This window comes from Lentzea waywayandensis, assembly GCF_900115955.1.
GTDB classification, from domain to species: domain Bacteria; phylum Actinomycetota; class Actinomycetes; order Mycobacteriales; family Pseudonocardiaceae; genus Lentzea; species Lentzea waywayandensis.
In genome coordinates this window covers 1,229,830-1,248,724 of the sequence record NZ_FOYL01000001.1, presented here as the reverse complement: position 1 = coordinate 1,248,724, position 18,895 = coordinate 1,229,830, and the positions used below count along the sequence as shown (strand labels likewise).

At 68.3% G+C, this 18,895-nt stretch carries 5 protein-coding genes; all 5 read left to right on the top strand.

Annotated elements, in window-relative coordinates; all coding sequences use genetic code 11:
* Positions 1–82 precede the first annotated feature (82 nt).
* The 5 genes from BM417_RS04810 (at position 83) to BM417_RS04795 (ending at position 18,754) form a co-directional block, all read left to right on the top strand.
* Complete coding sequence (locus BM417_RS04810) at positions 83–9,403, top strand: RHS repeat-associated core domain-containing protein (protein ID WP_093588460.1); 9,321 nt, start codon at positions 83–85, stop codon at positions 9,401–9,403.
* 13 nt (positions 9,404–9,416) lie between these two features.
* The gene (locus tag BM417_RS04805) at positions 9,417–11,657 is read left to right on the top strand and encodes a hypothetical protein (RefSeq protein ID WP_143138504.1); all 2,241 of its coding nucleotides are present in this window, start codon (positions 9,417–9,419) and stop codon (positions 11,655–11,657) included.
* 113 nt (positions 11,658–11,770) lie between these two features.
* Complete coding sequence (locus BM417_RS04800) at positions 11,771–14,911, top strand: LamG-like jellyroll fold domain-containing protein (protein ID WP_177320278.1); 3,141 nt, start codon at positions 11,771–11,773, stop codon at positions 14,909–14,911.
* Positions 14,912–15,375: 464 nt separating this feature from the next.
* Entirely contained in the window at positions 15,376–15,516 is a 141-nt protein-coding gene (locus BM417_RS47555) for a hypothetical protein (RefSeq protein WP_177320277.1), read from the top strand.
* Between the two features lie 7 nt (positions 15,517–15,523).
* The gene (locus tag BM417_RS04795; RefSeq protein ID WP_093588457.1) at positions 15,524–18,754 is read left to right on the top strand and encodes an AfsR/SARP family transcriptional regulator; all 3,231 of its coding nucleotides are present in this window, start codon (positions 15,524–15,526) and stop codon (positions 18,752–18,754) included.
* The last annotated feature ends 141 nt before the right edge of the window (positions 18,755–18,895 follow it).

The window sequence follows — 18,895 nt, the reverse complement described above, 5'->3', positions numbered from 1 at the left end:
CGTCCAACTCGATCTTTTCCGATTGCCGGAGAGGTACGTCGCCGACGCTCATCGGAGTGTTCGGGTCCACTTGGGGGATCACGTGCGCAGACGCAAGGCCGGCATTTTCGGCTTCTTCTTGGTGCCCAGCGGTTTCGTGAAAGTCGTAGCAGGTGGTCTCGCGGTCCTCATGGTGGTGTCGGCGACCGGTGACTCGGTAAGAGATCAGCTGGGTGACGAGGCCGCGTACGCGGCTCTGCACAGACCTGGGCAGGTGTGGGGCTCGGCCGCCGATGGCGCGGGCACGCATTTCGAGGGCACACCGGCGAACCGGACACTGCCTGCGAGCGTGCGAAGCCGTTATCCCAAGCAGACCTGGGAACAGCAGGTCGACAACACGGTCACCGAGGCCGAGCCGCCGCTCACCGAGGTCAAGGGGTTCGACGAGAAGGCCAGTGCGGAACAACCGGCGAGACGCTCGGAGTACGAGCGGGTCTACGCAAACCCTGATGGCTCTGAGACAACCGAGTTCTCCACCTCGAAACTCAACTACCGCGGCAAGGACGGCACCTGGACGCCGATCGACCCGACCCTGGTGGACGATCAAGGCAAGGGGTGGCGAAACGCGGCAGGCGAAGTGGGCTTGCGCTTCGCCGGGCGGTCCGATGCAGCCGATCTGGTCACGCTGACTGTCGACGACGATCACTCCGTGTCGTACACCCTGGCCGGTGCCGCGGCGTCCACACCGCAGGTCGACGGCGCCACAATCGTGTACCCAGGGGTTGCGCCCAAAGTAGATCTCAAACTCGAATCCAGGGCGGGCGGGGTCAAGGAGACCCTTGTGCTCGCGGGGCCCGACGCACCGACGAGATTCACCTTCCCCTTGCGCCTCAAAGGACTGACGCCGCAGATCGACAACGGTCAAGTCGTGTTCAAGGATGAGAAGGGCGAGCCGCGAGCGGTGATCCCGCCCGGTGACATGGTGGACGCCAAGGGTTCGGTGTCGAGGGCCGTGTCCTACCGGCTTGTCCAGGGCGCGCTCGAATTGACCGTCGACGAGGCCTGGCTGAAGGATCCGATCCGGGCGTTCCCGGTCGCGGTCGACCCCACCGTCGCGCTGCCGGTCGGCAGCGGGCCCGCGGACGCCAGCATGACCGCCGGATCGGCCGGTTCCGGAGAGCTCGCGATCGGGTCGAACGCCAACGCCTACATCAAGTTCGGCGATCTGGTCAATCGGCTGCAGTACCACACGATCTTCGGTGCTCAGCTGTGGCTGGTGAACTTCGACGCCGAGTCCTGCAACCCGCGTCAGGTCGACGTCCACCCGGTCACCGAGAACTGGTCGTCGGGTTCCGGGACCTACCCGGGGCCCGCGGTCGGTGCCACGTTGGCCAGCAAGTCGTTCGCGCACGGCTACATCGCGTTCGGGCAGCCCGCGTCGGCGTGCCCGCGCGCCGGTGAACTGTTCAACCTCGGTGGCGCGGGCCGGGATCTCGTGCAGCGCTGGGTGAACGGCGAACAGCCCAACTACGGCCTGTCGATCCGCGGCGCCGGCGCCAAGAAGTTCACCGACCGCGGCACCGCGAACCCGCCGAAGCTCTACGTCACGCACAGCCCGTACAACGCGACCTACAAGCTGACCGACCCGCGGCCGAACCCGCCTGTGCTGCAGAACCAGGACGGCAAGGTCAAGATCACGGTCACCAACAAGAGCGCCGCCGCGTGGGCTCCTGGCGACTACTACCTGGCTTACCGCGCCTACAAGTCCGACGGCGCCGCGGTCACGCAGCAGCGCGCGGCGAACCTGACCGCGACGGTTCAGCGCAACGGCAAGGTCACCCTCGACGCGACCATCAAAGCGATGCCGCCAGGTAAGTACTTCCTCGACTTCACGATGGTCAAGACCGGCGGGCCGGTGTTCACCGACCACCAGGTCCCGCCCGGCCGGATCATCCTGCAGGTCTTCGACATCCCGCCGGTCGTGCAGGAACTGTTCCCGCCCAACGGATACCAGACGCCGACCCTGACCCCGCAGCTGTGGGCCAGAGCACTGGACGTCGACGCGCCGCCGAGCTCGGCGCTGCAGTTCAAGTTCGAGCTCTGCGAACGCGATCCGGCCGGCAAGCCGATCAACTGCACGAACTCCGGATACGGGACCAAGACGGCTTGGCCGGTCCCGTCCGGCACGCTCAGCTGGACCAAGACCTACATGTGGCGGGCGTTCGTGAAGGACGCCACGACCGAGGTGCCGTCGCCCTATTCGGTTCTGCTCGCGAACGTGCCGCAGCCGGAGATCACCGCACGGGTGTCCACGGCGCCCAACGGCTTGCAGGACCAGGACTTCGACCCGCAGACCGGCAACCTCACCACGTCCGCTGTGGACGCCACCGTCGGCACGGCCGGCCCGGCGTTGTCGGTGACCAGAACGTACAACAGCATCGACCCGCGCCGGGACGGTCTGTTCGGCGCGGGCTGGACCAGTGTCTTCGACATGAAGGTCGTGTCCGACGACGACGGCTCCGGCAGCGTTGTGGTCACCTATCCGGATGGGCAGACGGTCCGATTCGGCCGCAACGCCAACGGAACCTATGTCGCGCCGGGTGGCCGGACGGCCTCGCTGACCCTGGACAGCACGTCCTGGAAGCTGCTGGACAAGTCCGGTACCACCTATCAGTTCGCGTTGACGGGCAAGCTGTCGAAGATCACCGACGTGTCCAACCGGTCGACCGTGCTCACCTACCAGGACGGCAAGCTCCGCAAGGCGCAGGTGGCCAACAGCCAGACCAACACCGCCGGGCGGTCGCTGACGTTCACCTGGACCGGCAACCACGTCACGAAACTGGACACCGACCCGGTCGGCGGCGCAGCGTTGAGCTGGGCCTACAGCTACACCGGCGACCTGCTCACCAAGGTGTGCGGGCCGACGCCGGGGTGCACGAACTACGAGTACAGCGCCGGTTCGCACTACCGCAGCGCCGTGCTCGACTCGCGGCCCGAGTCGTACTGGCGGCTGGGGGAGGACGAGGGAACCGCGGCCGCGAGTGAGGTCGCCGTCAACCTGGGCAAGGACACCGGCACGTACAAGAACGTCACGCTCAACGCCGCCGGCCAGCTGGCCGGCGCGACTGACACCGCCGCGTCCTTCAACGGTACGACGTCCACTGTGGACCTGCCCAAGGGAACGGTGAAGAAGAGCCGCGACGGCGCGATCGAGCTGTGGTTCAAGAACTCCATCACCGGCTCGGGCGGCCCGCTGATCGGCTACCAGGACAAGGCGCTGGGCTCGGCGAGCACGACCGGCGTCCCGGTGCTGTACGTCGGCACCGACGGCAAGCTGCGCGGCCAGTTCGGCACCGGATCGATCACCCCGATCACCACGAGCGCCCTGGTGAACGACGGCAAGTGGCACCACGTCGTGCTGTCGTCGATGGGCTCGACCCAGACGCTCTACCTGGACGGTGCGCAGGTCGGCGAGCTGACCGGCAAGACGATCGACCACACCTTGCTGACGTTCAACCAGATCGGTGCCGCGTACGCGAGCACACCGGGCTCGTGGCCGGCGTGGGGCACGACGGCCCAGCGGTCCTACAGCGGCCTGATCGACGAGGTCGCGGTCTACGCCGGCCCGCTGGGCGCGGCCTCGGTCATGGCCCACCACAAGGCCGCGACCGCGCAGGCCGACCTGCTGAGCAAGGTCACCCTGCCCAGTGGCCGGGTCGATGCCCTCGCCACGTACGACGTGGGCCGTGACCGCGTCAAGCAGTACACCGACAACAACGGCGGTGTGTGGAAGGTCGGCGCCCCAACGGTGTACGGCGGCGACACCGATCTGCGCCGCAGCATCGAGGTGCTCGATCCCGGCAACCGCACCAGTCTGTACGAGTTCGACGCGATCAGCGGTCAGCTGCTGCGCCTCGGCCAGCCGCTGGGCATGGAGGCCCGGCCGGAGGACAAGCCGGGCGAGCCCGCCGAGACGCCACCGGACCCCGTGCGGCAATGCACCCAGCCGGACCCCAACGACCCGGCTTTCTGCACCGTCATCCCCGACGACTCAGGCGGCCCCGTGTTCGTCCGGTACGGAGTGGACGGTGTCAGCATCCGCACGTTCGAATACAACGACGAGGGCGTGCTCACCACGGTTCGGGACGAGAACGGCAACCCGACCACGATGACCTACGACGCCCGCGGCAACGTCACCTCGACGAAGACCTGCCGGGACACCGACGCCAACCAGTGCCAGACGTCGTACAAGTCCTACCCGGCAACGGTCACGAACCTCTACGACCCGCGCAACGACCTGCCGACGGAGAACAGGGACGCGCGTTCGGCGAGCGCGACGGACAACACCTACCGGACCCAGTACGCGTACCACTCGAGCGGTCAGTTGGCGACACAGACGTCCCCTGATGGTGCTCAGACGTCGTACAAGTACACGACCGGCAGCGAAGGCGCGGTCGGCGGCGGTACTCAGCCCGCCGGACTGGTCGACTCCGTCACCAACGCCCGGGGCAAGATCACCAAGTACGCCTATTTCTCCAACGGTGACCTGGCGAAGGTGACCGAGCCGTCCGGCCGGTCGACCGAGTACACCTACGACCAGGTCGGCCGGATGATCACCAAGAAGGACGTCTCCGACAGCTTCCCGGCCGGTGTGGTCACCACGTACACCTACGACGGCATGTCCCGGTTGCGCACCACGACGTTGCCGGTCACCACGAACGCGGTCACGGGCGTCAAGCACCAGAAGCGGATCACCAGCACCTACGATCCGGACGGCAACGTCACCTCGGTCGAGACCGCCGACGCGTTGGGCAACGACCAGACCCGCACCGCCTCGTCGACGCTCGACGACCACGGCCGCGCGATCACGACGACCGATCCCGAAGGCGGCCAGACCTGGTTCGACTACGACGTCCAGGGCAACGTCACGTCCACAACGGACTCGAACGGCAACCGGTACGACTACGCCTACACCGCTCGCAACACGCTCGCCGAGGTGCGGCTGCGGGACTGGCGCAGTGACCCGGAGGGCGCTCCGGCAACAGGCGACCACCTGGTGCTCAAGGCCTACAGCTACGACTTCGCCGGGCGGCTCGCCAGTGAGACCGACGCGATGGGACGGCGGACCGAGTACACCTACTTCGACGACGGCCTGCTCGCCAAGGCCGTGCTCAAGAAGTTCCGCAACCCGGACGGCACCACGCGCGACTTCGTGCTTGAAGACAACACCTACGACGCCGCCGGAAACCCGGTCAAGCAGGTCAGGGCCAACGGCAAGACGGTCAAGACCAGCACCTACGACAAGCTGGGCCGGGTCGCCACTGCCACCGCGGACCCGAGCGGCTTGATGCGCAGCACGGCGTTCACCTACGACGGCAACGGAAACGTCAAGACCGTCACGACTACCGGCAAACCGTCGAACGTGCCCTGGATCACCGGCAACAGCCAGGAACAGGTGTCCTACGACTACGACGACGCCGACAACCTCATCCAGGAGACCGTCACCAACGGCACGGTTTCCCGTGTCACCAAGACGAAGTACGACCAGCGCGGGCTGGCGACGTCCACAGTCGACCCCCGCGGCAACGCGACCGGTGCCGACCCGAACGCGTTCACCGCGAGGCTGACGTACGACGAGATCGGTCAGCGGGTCACCTCGACCGCGGCGCCGTTGTCGGTGGAGAGTGGCGGCCAGGCGGCGAGCACGGCCACGCCGAGCGCGTCGACCGGTTACAACACGTTCGGCGAGATGACCGAGTACAAGGACGAAATCGGCAACGTCTCCCGCACGACCTATGACCGCAACGGCCGCTCGACCAGTTCGGCCAAGCCGTCCTACCAGGCGCCAGGTGCGACACAGGCCGTCACGCCGACGACCTTCACCAAGTACGACGGCAACAGCAACATCGTCGAGGTCAAGGACCCGCGCGGCAACATCACGCGGAGCACCTACGACCAGCTCAACCGGGTGGCGAAGGTCGACGTGCCCGCGTCGACCAACGACGAACGCGCGGTCACGACGTTCGGCTACACCCGATCCGGTCAGGTTCTGTCCACTGTGGATCCGACGGGGATTCGTTCCGAGGCCACCTATGACGACCTCGACCGCCAGGTGACGGCCACCTCGATCGAGCGCACCCCGGTCGCGGGCGCGTTCACCAGCAGGGCTGTCTTCGACGACGTCGGCAACGTGGTCAACGAGATCTCGCCGAAACAGGCGACGACGACCTACACCTTCGACACGCTCAACCAGCTGACCAGGTCCGTCGACCCGAACGGTGTGCAGGTCCAGTACGGCTACGACTTCGCCGGGCACACCGTCCGCGCTGTCGACGCCCAGGGCCGTACGTCCCAGGTGATCTACGACCTGTTCGGGCAGAAGACCGCGGACAACGTGCTGAAGGCCGACGGGTCCACCCTGCGGAGCACGACGTTCGGCTACGACGTGGCCGGAAACCTGATCACCGTCACGGACCCGGACCAGACCGTGCGGACCTACACGTACAACTCGGCCAACCAGCTGATCAACCAGGTCGAGCCGGTGGCGGACAACAAGTCCATCACCAGCTCGTACGGTGTGGACGCGGCCGGGCGCCGGACCCGTTACACCGACGGCCGGGGCAACTCCACGATCACCACGTACAACAGCCTCGGCGTCCCCGAGTCCACGATCGACCCGCCGACCACGGCACACCCCAACGCCGCGGACCGGACCTGGACGACCGGCTACGACGAGAACGGCAACGCCGTGCAGATGACCGCGCCGGGAGGCGTTGTCACCAAACGTGTCTACGACGCGGCGAACCGGCCCACCTCGGAAACCGGTACGGGCGCGGAGGCGCAGACCGCGGCGGCGACGTACGGCTACGACCTGTCCAACAGGCTCAGGTCGGCGAGTGCGGTGGGTGGCACGAACACCTACACCTACGACGACCGTGGAAATCTCTTCACCACGGCAGGTCCTGGTGGTGTCGCGGAGTACCGCTACGACGAGGAAGGCAGCGTCATCAGCCGTGCGGACGCCGCCGGGACCGCGGCGTACGTCTACGACAAGGGCCGTCTGGACACCGTGGCCGACGGCCTCACCGGCACGAGCCAGAAGTTCGGTTACGACAACACCGGTGAGGTCAAGACGATCGACTTCGGCGCGGGTCGCAAGCGGACTCTCGGCTACGACGACTTCGGCAGGCTGAGTTCGGATGTCATGACGAACTCCGCCAACGCCACGGTCGCGTCGACGACGTACGGCTACAACCGCACCGACACGGTCGCCAGCCGGACCACGACGGGCGTCGCGGGTGCCGGTACCACGACCTACGACTACGACAAGGGCTATCGCCTCAAGAGCAGCACGGCCGGCGGCGTGACCACCGGCTACGAGTGGGATGACGCCGGCAACCGGACCAAGATCGGGTCGAAGGCCTCCACGTTCGACGAGCGCAACCGGTTGTTGTCCGACGGCGACAGCACCTATGCGTACTCGGCGCGAGGAACGTTGCGGTCGAAGACAACCGGGTCGCAGGTTCAGCAGGCCGGCTTCGACGCACTCGATCGGATGATCACCAACGGGGCGCAGACCTACGCCTACGACGGCTTCGACCGAGTCGCCACCCGCAACGGCACGACGTTCACCTACGCGGGCCAGAACGACGAGATCGTCTCGGACGGCACTGAAACGTACGCCCGTGGTCCTGGCGACGAGCTGGTGGCGACCAACCGGGGCGGCACCAAACGACTGTCCATCTCGGACTCGCACGGTGACGTCGTCGGAGGCTTCGACCCGGCGGACACCACACTCGGCGCGCTGCCGGACTCGACCACCTACGACCCGTTCGGCAAGGTGACCGCGAAGGCCGGGAACACCGGTGCGCTGGGTTACCAGGGCGACTGGACCGACCAGGCGACCGGTCAGGTCGACATGGGTGCACGCTGGTACGACCCGGCCACGGGCGGATTCGTCTCCCGGGACGACGTCGACACCAGCGGGGGCTCGGCGCTCACCGCCAACCGTTACGGCTACGGCGCAGGGAACCCGGTGACCAACACCGACCCCACCGGTCACTTCTGCCCGGCGGGCAAGGGATACACGGTATGCGCTCCGCGCCTGGCCCCGGACATCTCCGTGCCCAAGAAGTCGTGGTGGTCGAGGATCGGCAAGGGTGCCAAGTGGGGCTTCGGCCGGATCTCGATTCCGCTGTGGGCCGCGTGGCAGGTGCTCAAGCCGACCCAGATGCCTTACGACGGGTGCGAGCGCTGGTCGGGTGGGATGTCCTGCGGCGACTACTTCCGCTATTCCCACAATCCGACGTCAGTGCGCGACCAGTTCTGCGACACGCACCCGTGGACGTCCCAATGTGGTGGCGGAGGCGGGCGGTCGCCGTGGGAGCAGGCGGCGGATCCGGACTCGGACACCGGCCAGGACACCGACGGCGACGGCGATGTCGATCCGCAGGACGATACCGCGGCTCGTGCCGAGGCTGCTCGGATCGCGGCCTACCTGCGGGCGAAGGCGATCTCCGACAGGGCGCGTGCGGACAACGCGAACGCGGCGAAGCACACGCCGATCGCTGTGGATCCGGCTGCCACCAAGCCGATCCTGCTTGATCCCGACCAGGTCTCGTCGACACCGAAGGCACCGGCCGGGCGAGTCGGGACGGTGCGGGACGTCGTCGACGACGCACGGACCGACGTTGACTCGATCTACCAGACGGCCGTGCGGGCGGTCGGGCAGCTCCAGCACAACGTGTCGTCCGCGTCCAGGGCGGTCGTGGTGACGATCCACGGTTCCGACCAACCGGACCGGCTGATCTCCGGCCAGCACCAGCGCCAGAAACGGGACTGCCGTCAGACTCTGCCGTCACCGAACTACATGCCGGTGGACTCCGCGCACGGCAACCGCGCCACCGGTGTGGAGGCATGCGTCACCAAGACCTACGGGGAGAACAAGGCCAAGCGGGGTCCGGGCTACGAGTGGGCGCAGAACCACGTCTCGCAGAACTACGGCGCGACCGCGAGCTTGACGATCAACTCGTGCCATCTGCTCGCGGCCGTGCTCGGCGGTGAAGGCAAGAAGTACGAGAACGTGGCGACCTGCAGCCGGGCCGCGAACTACTGGGTCAGAGGTGCGGGCCGACTCGAGGACAACATGCGCGCGTTCGAGCGCGAGGTCGCCACCGCGGTGCGGGAAGGTCAGGTCGTCTACTACAAGGTGATTCCGAAGTACGCGGGTGATCGCACGATCCCGGTGTCCTTCGAGATGACGGCTGAGGGCTTCTACAAGAACGGCCGCCCAGGGGGCATCAACAAGAACGAGGTCGTGCCCAACTCCCTTTACAACCAACGAGGGTCCGGGCCCGGCCTGGTCAACCTCGGCCTGCTCCAGGACAGCAACGGAAATCCCGCGCCAACCGGGTACACGAAGTAGAGAGAGTGACGCCGTGTTCAGAAGGATGAGATCCGGGCTGGCGGCCGTGCTGGTCGCCGGCGTGGTCGGGACAGTGGTGCCGGTCGTCGGGGCGCAGGTCGCGCACGCCGATGCGGCGGGTAAGGGCGGCGACTACGTCCCGGTGTCTTCGTCGCCGGTCGTGCTCGACACCCGTAGCGGCATCGGTGCCACGGGCGAGCGCGGCGAGGCCAGCACGACCACCTTCACCGTGACCGGTGGAGCGGTGCCCACGACGGGCGTCGGTTCGGTGGTCATGCGCATCACGCTGCTGAACCCGACCGAGGCGACCTGGGCCGTGGCGTGGCCGGACGGTCAGACCCGGCCTGGCACAACGATGATCTCGGCGGGCGTGGGCGAGGACATCTCCAACATCGCCGTGGTGAAGCTCGGCCCGCAGGGCAAGGTGTCGGTCTACAACGCGGCCGGCAAGACCCACATGGTCGCCGAGGTACAGGGCTATTTCACTGGTGCGCAAGGCGCGACCGGTGGCGGCTTCGTCCCGGTCGCGCACACCAGAGTGATCGACACCCGCAGCGGTACGGGTACGACGACCGGCACGATCCCGGCCGGTGGTTCGCGCACGGTGACCCTCACCGGTGGCGTGATCCCGGCTGGTGCGGGTGCGGCGATGGTGAACCTGCTGGTGCCAGGGGCAGCCACGGCGGGCTGGGTGTCGGCGGGTCCGGGGACTTCGGTGAACCGGGCGGTGTTCAACTACGAGGCGGGATCCACCCAGTCCGGCGCGGTGCTCGCGCTGTCGGACGGGAAGGTGACCTTCCGCAACAACGGCCCGGACCCGATCAACCTGGTCGTGCTCGCCGAGGGCTACTTCGGCACTGCGTCCAACCAGGGCGCAGGCTGGCGTGACCTGACCAAGCGCCTGATCAACACGCGGACCGCGGGCAACGGCCAGCCGCTCGCCGCCAACGCCAGCCTCGACGTGCAGGTCGGCGGGATCAGCGGGATGGCGACCCAGGCGGTCGAGGGCGCCGTCGTGAACATCGTCGTCACGCCGGAAGCCGCGGGTTACCTCAAGGCGTGGGCCGGCCCTACCGAACCGGCCGTGACCGTCATGGACTTCAAGGCGAACATCTGGCGCGGCAACATGATCACGCTCAAACCGGGCGCCGACGGCAAGATCCACATCCGCAACGGCAGCTCCAAGCCCGCACACGTGATCGTGGACCTGCAGGGCTGGTTCGCCGGGCCGGTGCCGACCGTGCCGATCGAGCAGGACTCCAAGATGTCCATGCTGATGGCCGCGCCGGTGGACGGCGCCACCGCGGGCAAGCTGCACCACGCCTACGTGGACGACGGCGGCGACGTCCGCTGGGGCCGTCAGGACAACGTGGACGTCGAGAACGACGTCCAGTGGACCGTGTTGTCGGACGGGCAGTCGTTCACCGGCCAGCCCGCCATCACCCAGTTGCCCACCGGCCAGGTGCGGATCTTCGCCCTGCGCCCCAACGGTGCCGTGTGGTCCCGTACCCAGACCGCTGTCGGCACGACGACCTGGGACCCGTGGGTGGACCTGGGCGGCTCCATGGCCGCGCCGCCGGAGGTCGCCAAGCTCGGCAACGGCACCGTCGTGCTGTTCGCGTCCGACAGCGCGGGCAAGCTGTGGGCCTACTCCCACAGCGGCTCGGTTCCGTTCTGGCGGGATCTGGGTGACAAGCACCTCGCGCCCGGCACGGTCCGCGCGGTCGAGGTCCAGGGTGGTGTCCGGGTCTTCGGTGTCACCGCCACCGGTTCGGTGGAGACGATCCAGTACTACGACGACGGCGGTGTGTCCGGGTGGACCGCCCTCGGCGGCGAGAACGTCACCGGCAAGCCCGCCGTGGTGCTGCGTCCCGGTTTCGTGCCGCAGCTGTTCGTCCGCGGCGCCGCCGGCGTGATCCAGACCAAGCTGCAGGACCAGAGCGGTGCCTGGCCGACCGACTGGCAGACCATCGGCGCGGCCGTCGCGGCGGGCGCTCCGGCTGCTGTGAAGGATCCGGGTACGAGCCGGATCGCGGTGGTCTACCGCGGTACCGACAACGAGATCTACCGGTTCTTCGAGACCTCGACCGGCAGCAACACGTGGGGTGACCCGGAACTGATCGCCGGAACCGGCAACTCCGACCAGGCCTCGAGCGACCCGACCACGATGACCTTCATCAACTCGAACGGCCAGACCTTCATGGTGGGCTTCATCAGCAACAACGGAGTTCCGCGCTTCTACTCCCGGAAGTGACTCGACCGACAGCGCACGCGGGGCCAGGCCAAGCCTGGCCCCGCGTTCTCATGATTGGTGTGACTGTGCGTTTCCTGCGGATTCTCTTGCCTATTCTCCTTCTGCTGCCCTTCATGCCGACGGCGGCCAACGCCAGTGGTGTCAGCGTCGTCAGCTCACACCAGGTGCTGTATCGCGGCGGCACCAACGGTTACGGCTGCTTCCGGATCCCGGTGCTGTCCAGGACCGCGTCCGGGACGCTGCTGGCGTTCGCGGAGGCCCGTAAGTCGCCCACGTGCGCTGATCGCGGCGCCATCGACCTGGTGGTCCGCCGGTCCACCAACGACGGCCGGACCTGGGGGCCGATCCGGATTGTCGCCCAGGGAACTCCGACGGACCAGTTCGCGCCCTTCACCCGCGGCAACCCCGTCCCGGTGATCGACCGGACGGACGGGAAGATCCTGCTGATCACCACGTCCAACGACGCGACGCTGACCGGCAAGCGGCTGCCGTGGATCCAGCAGAGCACCGACGACGGACTGACCTGGACGGCGCCGAAACCGTTGGGCGCCAGCATGGACGGCACCAACGACGGCTGGTTCGCCACCGGCCCGGCGCACGGCATCCAGCTGGAACAGGGTGACCACAAGGGGCGTCTCATCGTTGGCGCGCACCAGAAGCCCGCCACCGGGGTCGTGCTGGCCGGAGTGCTCTACAGCGACAACGGCGGCGAGACCTGGCAGGCGAGCGAGACCGAGAACTCCTATGTGGAAGGAGAACTGAGCCCTGGCGAGATCGTGGTGACCGAGCTGCCGGGCGGCTCGGTGTACGCCGGGGCACGCAACGAGATCGAGGACAGCGACCACAGGGCGAGGGCGGTCAGCACCGACGGCGGCACCACGATGCCGAAGTTCTCCCTGGTGCCGTCCCTGGTCACACCGAACGTGCAGGGCTCGGTGCTGGCGCTGAAGAACACCTACCGGACCACGCCCGGCGACGTCCTGATCTTCTCCGCCCCGGCCGATCCCGCGGAACGCAAGCAGATGCGGTTCCGGTACTCCACCGATCGCGGCACCACCTGGGCCAGCGCGCCCAACGGGCTCGTCACCAACGATCGCTCGGGCTACTCGGACGTAGCCGAGTTGGCCGGGGGCGAGATCGGCCTGCTGTACGAAGGCGGGGCCACGTTCTCCGCCGACGAGATCCGGTTCACCCGGTTCACCGCGGCTCAGCTGGGTCTGCCGGGCACGACCGTCGGAACGCCGTCCGGCCAGCCGGCCCAGGGTGCTGGATCGACCACTCCGGACAGCACCCCCGAAGCGAACGACGCGTACCTCAAGGGAAACGCGACCGTGAACGACGGTCTGCTGCTGGACGGAACCGGCGACTACGCGGACGTGCCGTACACGCGGACGATCGATCCGGGCAGCGGCGACTTCACGCTCTCGCTGCAGTTCCGCTACCAGGCCACGGCTTCGACTCGGAACCAGGTCCTGGTCTGGGGTTATGGCACGGGTGCGGGTGTTCCGCAGCTGTGGGTACGCCTGCAACCGGGCGATGACCAGGTCACCGCGTGGATCGAGGGTTCCGGTGGTGGTGCCAGCGTCTCGGTGAAGGACAGCAGCGGCACGGTGGCTTTCGGGGACAACACCTGGCGTCAGCTGACCGTTGCCAGGACCGGCAGCCAGATGCAGCTCACGGTAGGTACGGCATCGGCTGCGGCGGGCGGCATCGCCGGGCCGGTGAGCGAGGGCGTGACAGGCATTCGCCTTGGTGGCAAGCAGGACGCGGGCGTCAGCGACGCGTACGCCGGCCGGATCAGGGATGTCGGGCTGAACCGCGACGGCAGGCCGGTGCTGGACCTGGCGATGGCCAGGATCGACGGCGCGGTCGTGCCCGGCAGGACGGCGGCGCCGATCACCGAGGACGTCTCCGGGCATTGCGCCACCGCCACCGTTCTCGGTGGGATCCAGACCGAGGCAGGACGTCCCGGCAGCAGGGCGCTGAAGGTGGACTCGTCGCATCCTGGCGTGGAAGCGCCCTTCTCGCCGACCTTGGACCTCGGGACAGATGACTTCACGATGGCCGCCTGGTTCAAGTACAGCGCCACGGCGGGCACGCCCAACCAGGCGCTGCTCTGGGCGTACGGCACGACGCCAGGCAAACGCTCGGTCTGGGTACGGGCACAACCCGGGGAGGACCGGCTGTACGCCTGGCTGGAAACCGACACCTCGTCCGTGGGGGTCGCACTGCCGGACGCACTCACCGGCCGGACGGCATTCGGCGACAACGCCTGGCACCTGCTCGCCCTGACCCGCACCGGCGGGCAGGTCCAGCTCAGTGTCGATGGCGGAAACCCGGCGACAGCAACGGGTCTGACCGGATCGGTGAGCGCAGACCAGGCTGAGGGCATCAGGGGTCTGCGTCTCGGGTCCAAGATGGACGGAACCGACGTGATGCAGGGCTCGCTGGACGACTTCCGGCTGTACCACCGGGCGTTGACCGCCGCCGAACTCACCACCGCGGCCACGATCCGGTTCCCGGCCGACACGCCCGCCCTGTGGTGGAGGTTCGGGGGCCAGAACACCCAGGCACACGACGTCGTCGATCCAGTGACCGGGCCGCAGACCCCGAACGCCTCCGTTCACTGCGGCAACGCCAAGGTTCTCGGCGCGCCCGCTGTTGTCACGGGCCGCTACGGCACGGGCTTGCAGTTCGACGGCACGGACGACGAGGCCTATCTGCCGTACCGCCCGAGCATCGCGTTGGCGGACGGTGACTTCACGATCTCGACCTGGGTGAAGTACTCCGCCACCAGCGCATCCGCCGACCAGGTCATCTTCTGGGCCTACGGCACCGGCGCCGCTGAAAGGTCGATGTGGCTGCGTGCCCAGCCGGGCAAGGACCGGTTCTACGGTTATGTCCAGACCGATGCCGGCGCCTACGAAATGGCCGTCACCGATCCCTCGGCAGCCGCGGGATTCGGTGACAACGCCTGGCACCTCGTCACGATCCGCCGTTCCGGCAACACCCTGGAGCTGCTCGTCGACAACAACCGGTCGAGCGGCTCTGTCGCCGGATCCCTGACCTACGGTGACACGTTCGCCGTGGACGGCATCCGTCTCGGCGTCAAGCCGGACGGCACCAATCGCTTCAAGGGAACGCTGGACGAGTTCCGGGTCCACCGCCGCGCGCTCAACGACACCGAACTGACGGGCAACGTGGACTTCGGGCCAGTGACCGCGGTGCATCTGCCCTTCACCAACGCGTCGTGAAAGAAGCTGGGGCCAGGCTCGGCCTGGCCCCAGCGATTCCGCCTCGGCCGGGTGCGCCTTGCTCGCCTCCCGCGAGCCTGGGCCGAGAGAGCTCGGGGAAGACTTCGGAGACAGCTCGGTCATCCGTGAGCGAGCCCGTTCACGCTGACCGCGATCCGGGTGGCCGTTCTTGCCGGCGCGGTGCGGCAGCCGGGCGGGTGCCGCCGCAGGTTTGTGTCCAATGTGGACCTTTCGGCAGGATCGTCTGCGGACCGCGCCGCCCAGGTGTGGCGTGAGCGACTTGCGTCACAGTCCGACACTGTCCTTGAAACTTCATACAGCTATGGTGTTTCGGCGAATTCGCTGATCGAGGCGGTGGAGTCCGTCGGCTTTCGTCCGGGATCCGGGGACACGCCCGGTGCGCGCTAACAACTGGGCGCGGTGGTGTCAGCGGCGTGTCAGCGGGGCTGGTGAGGATCTCCGCCATGATGAGCTCCGCCGTCGTCGTCATGTCCATATCACTGTTGTTCCTGGTCAATCTGCTGATCATGTGGAACACCGAGACCGTTCCCGCTGTGGAAGCGGCGTTGCCCGAGGCCGACGACCGTGCGTTCGGCTCGGACTGAGTCGCCGATGACAGTCGACCACAACGTCGCCCCCAGATCGCTTGCCGCGCACGTGCGGAGCCGGTCGGACGGGCGTGCGCCCGTGCTGGCCATTCCGGCGTTCGCGGATTTGAAGTACCGGCTGCTCGGGCCGGTCACCGTTGTCGGTGCTGATGGGCCGGCTCGGCTTGGCGGGCCCAAGCAGCGGACCGTTCTGGCCGCGTTGTTGCTCAACGCCAACCAGGTTGTGTCCGAGGACCAGCTCATCGACCTGTTGTGGGAGGACCGGCCGCCGGCCAGTGCTCGTGGGCAGTTGCAGGTTCGTGTGTGGGAGTTGCGGAAGCTGCTCGGGCGTGAGGTGATCGTGCGCCGTGAGCCTGGGTATCTGATCGAGGTCGGGCCCAGGGAGCTGGATGTCGAGGTCTTCGACGACATCACCAAGGACGCCCGTCGGCTCATCGACTGCGGTGAGCCGCGTCGTGGTGTCGACCGGCTGCGTGCTGTGCTGGAGTTGTGGCAGGGGCCGCCGCTGGGTGGTACCACGGACATGCTGGTGCGGCGCAGTGGGCAGGTGCTGGCTGAGCAGCGGATGGCCGCGCTGGAGACGCTCTTCGACGCCGAACTCGCGATCGGGCGGCACACGCATGTGCTGCAGGAGTTGCGCCGGTTCGTGAACGAGTACCCCTTCGGTGAACGCTTGCAGGAGCAGCTGATGCTGGCTCTGCAACGGTCCGGGCGGACGCCCGAGGCGCTGGAGGTCTACAACGAGACGCGCGAACGGCTTGACGCCGAGCTGGGGGTCGAGCCCGGGAAACGGTTGCGCGCCATGCACGTGCAGGTGCTTCAGGGGGAAGAAGACGAGCCCGAGCAGGTTGTCGTGCCGGCGGCGGAGGTGGTGTCACCGTCGCGGCCTGCGGAGTTGCCGCGTGACGTGCGCGGATTCGCCGGACGGGCCGAGCAGCTGGCGCGGCTGGATCGGCAGCTTGGCGCACGCGCGGGGGACTCGGACGTGTGGATCGTCCACGGCATTCCTGGGGTCGGGAAGACCGCGCTCGCGCTGCACTGGTCCCATCGCGTGCGTGACCAGTTCCCCGATGGGCAGCTCTACGTGAACCTGCGCGGGTTCGACGCCGACCGCGAGCCGATGGAGCCGACGGTGGCGTTGGCCCAGTTGTTGCGGGCGCTGGGTGTTGAGCCGCAACGGATTCCTGAGGAGGTCGACGCGCAGGCCGGGCTCTACCGGTCGTTGCTCGCCGATCGACGGGTGCTGCTGGTGCTCGACAACGCGCGGGACGCCGAGCAGGTGTTGCCGTTGTTGCCGCCCACCGGGACCGTGCTGGTCACCAGTCGCAACCGGCTTGGGCGGCTGGTCGCCGAGCTCGGTGCCTTCTCGCTCGGCCTCGGGCCGCTCAGCGGTGAGGACTCGCGGGTTCTGCTCGACGGGCTGCTCGGGCAGGACCGCATGGTGGCCGAGGCGGAGGCGGCGGGAGAGCTCGCGCGGTTGTGCGGGCATCTCCCGCTGGCGTTGCGCATCGCCGCGGCGAACATCGTGACCTGCCCGGACAGCAGCGTCGCCGCGATGGCGGCCGGTCTCGCCAAGGGCGACCGGCTGGGCCAGCTGATCCTCGACGACGCCGACGAAAGCGCTGTGACGCGAGCCTTCACCGTCTCCTACGAGGCACTCGCTCCTGAACTGCGGCGGCTGTTCCGCTTGCTGGGCCTGGCCTCCTGCCCCGACTTCACCGCCTGCGGTGCGGCGGCGCTCACCGGGGACGCGGTGGGGACGGTGGAGCGCCAGCTGCGGCAGCTCGCCGCCGCGCACCTGGTCGAGCAGCACGTCTCCGGTCGCTACCGGCTGCACGACCTGCTGCGCGCCTACGCGTTGCGGCAGGCCCTCGCGGACGAACCGGCGCAGCCGCGGGCCCAGGCCTGGCAGCGGTTCATCGAGCGGTACCTGTCCGGCGCCGACGCGGCCGAGCGCATGTTCGGGCGCCGGCACGACCAGCGGCTGCCGCGGGAACCCGTTGCCGTGCCGGAGAACCCGATCTCCTTCGCCGACTCGGCGGAGGCGGCGGCCTGGCTGGACGCCGAGCACGAGAACCTGTCCGCCGTCGTCACACAGGCGGTGACCGAGGGGCCGTACCCGATCGCCTGGTATCTCGCGGACGCCGTGCGCACGTCGTTCTACCACCGCGGCCGGCGGATCGAGTGGGTCGAGCTCGCGACGACCGTCCTCGCCGCCGCGCGCCGGCAGCACGTGCCGGCCGTGGAAGCGGTCACCGCGCAGAGCATCGGGCTCGCGTTCGTCCACCGGGAACGGCACGAGCAGGCGGTCGAGTGGATGACCGAGGCGCTGCGCGTGTTCGAGAAGGTGAACTGGCCGGAGGGGAAGGCCTCCGCGCTCAACGCGTCGGCCATCGCGCTGCGGGTGGCCGGCCGGTTCGACAAGGCCGCCGAGCAGTTCGAGGATGCGCTGGAGCTGCAACGGGAGCGTGGTCACCGGCTCGGTCAGATGATCGCGCTCAACAACCTCGCCTCGGTGCACCGGCAGCGCAGCGCGCTCGACGCGGCCCGCGCGTGCCTGGACGAGGCGCTGGAACTCGCCGCCGCGGAGAGGTACCAGCTCGGCACCGCCGCGGTGCTCGTCGGTGTCGGCCTCGTGCAACGGTTGCAGGACGACCTCGCCGGCTCACGGCGTTCGCTGACCAGGGCGTTCGAGCTGCACAAGGCGCTTTCCCATCCGTACGGCCAGGCTTCGGCGTTGTGCGGGCTCAGTCTCGTGTCGATCGACCTCGGCGACTACGAGCTGGGCCGTGCACAGGCGTTGCAGGGACTGGAGATCGCGCGGCACGAACAGAACCGCGAAACGGAGGTCGGCGCGCTCAACGCGCTGGCCTGCGCGGAGGCGGTGCTCGGTGAGTCCGAGTCGGCGGTGCGCCACCAGCAGGAGGCCGTCGCGGTGGCGCGGCACTGGGGTTCGCCCTGGCACGTGGCGGAAGCGCTGTGCGGGATGGCGACGGTGCTCGGCACCTGTGGCGACCACGACGAGGCGTTGCTGGTCGGCGCGGAAGCCCTGCGACTGGCCAGGAAGGACCGGCTGCGGCAGATCGAGGTGCACTGCCTGCTGGCACTGGCACGGGCACAGGTGGGCCTGGGGCACCGCGAGGTCGCGCGGAACCTGTGCGCGGAGGGCCTGACGCTCGCGGCGGGGGTGCCGGCGCTGGAACGGCGTGCCGGGGAGGCACTCGCCCAGTTCTGAGGCGGCACAAGGCATCGAGGGGCGGTCCACAAGGGCCGCCCCTCTTTCGTCTGTCCGGAACGTCACGGACCGCAGCGCTTTCGTCGCGATCCGTGACTTTCAGCGGCGGAGAAGTCGGTGGAAGTGAGCGGCAAGCCGTTC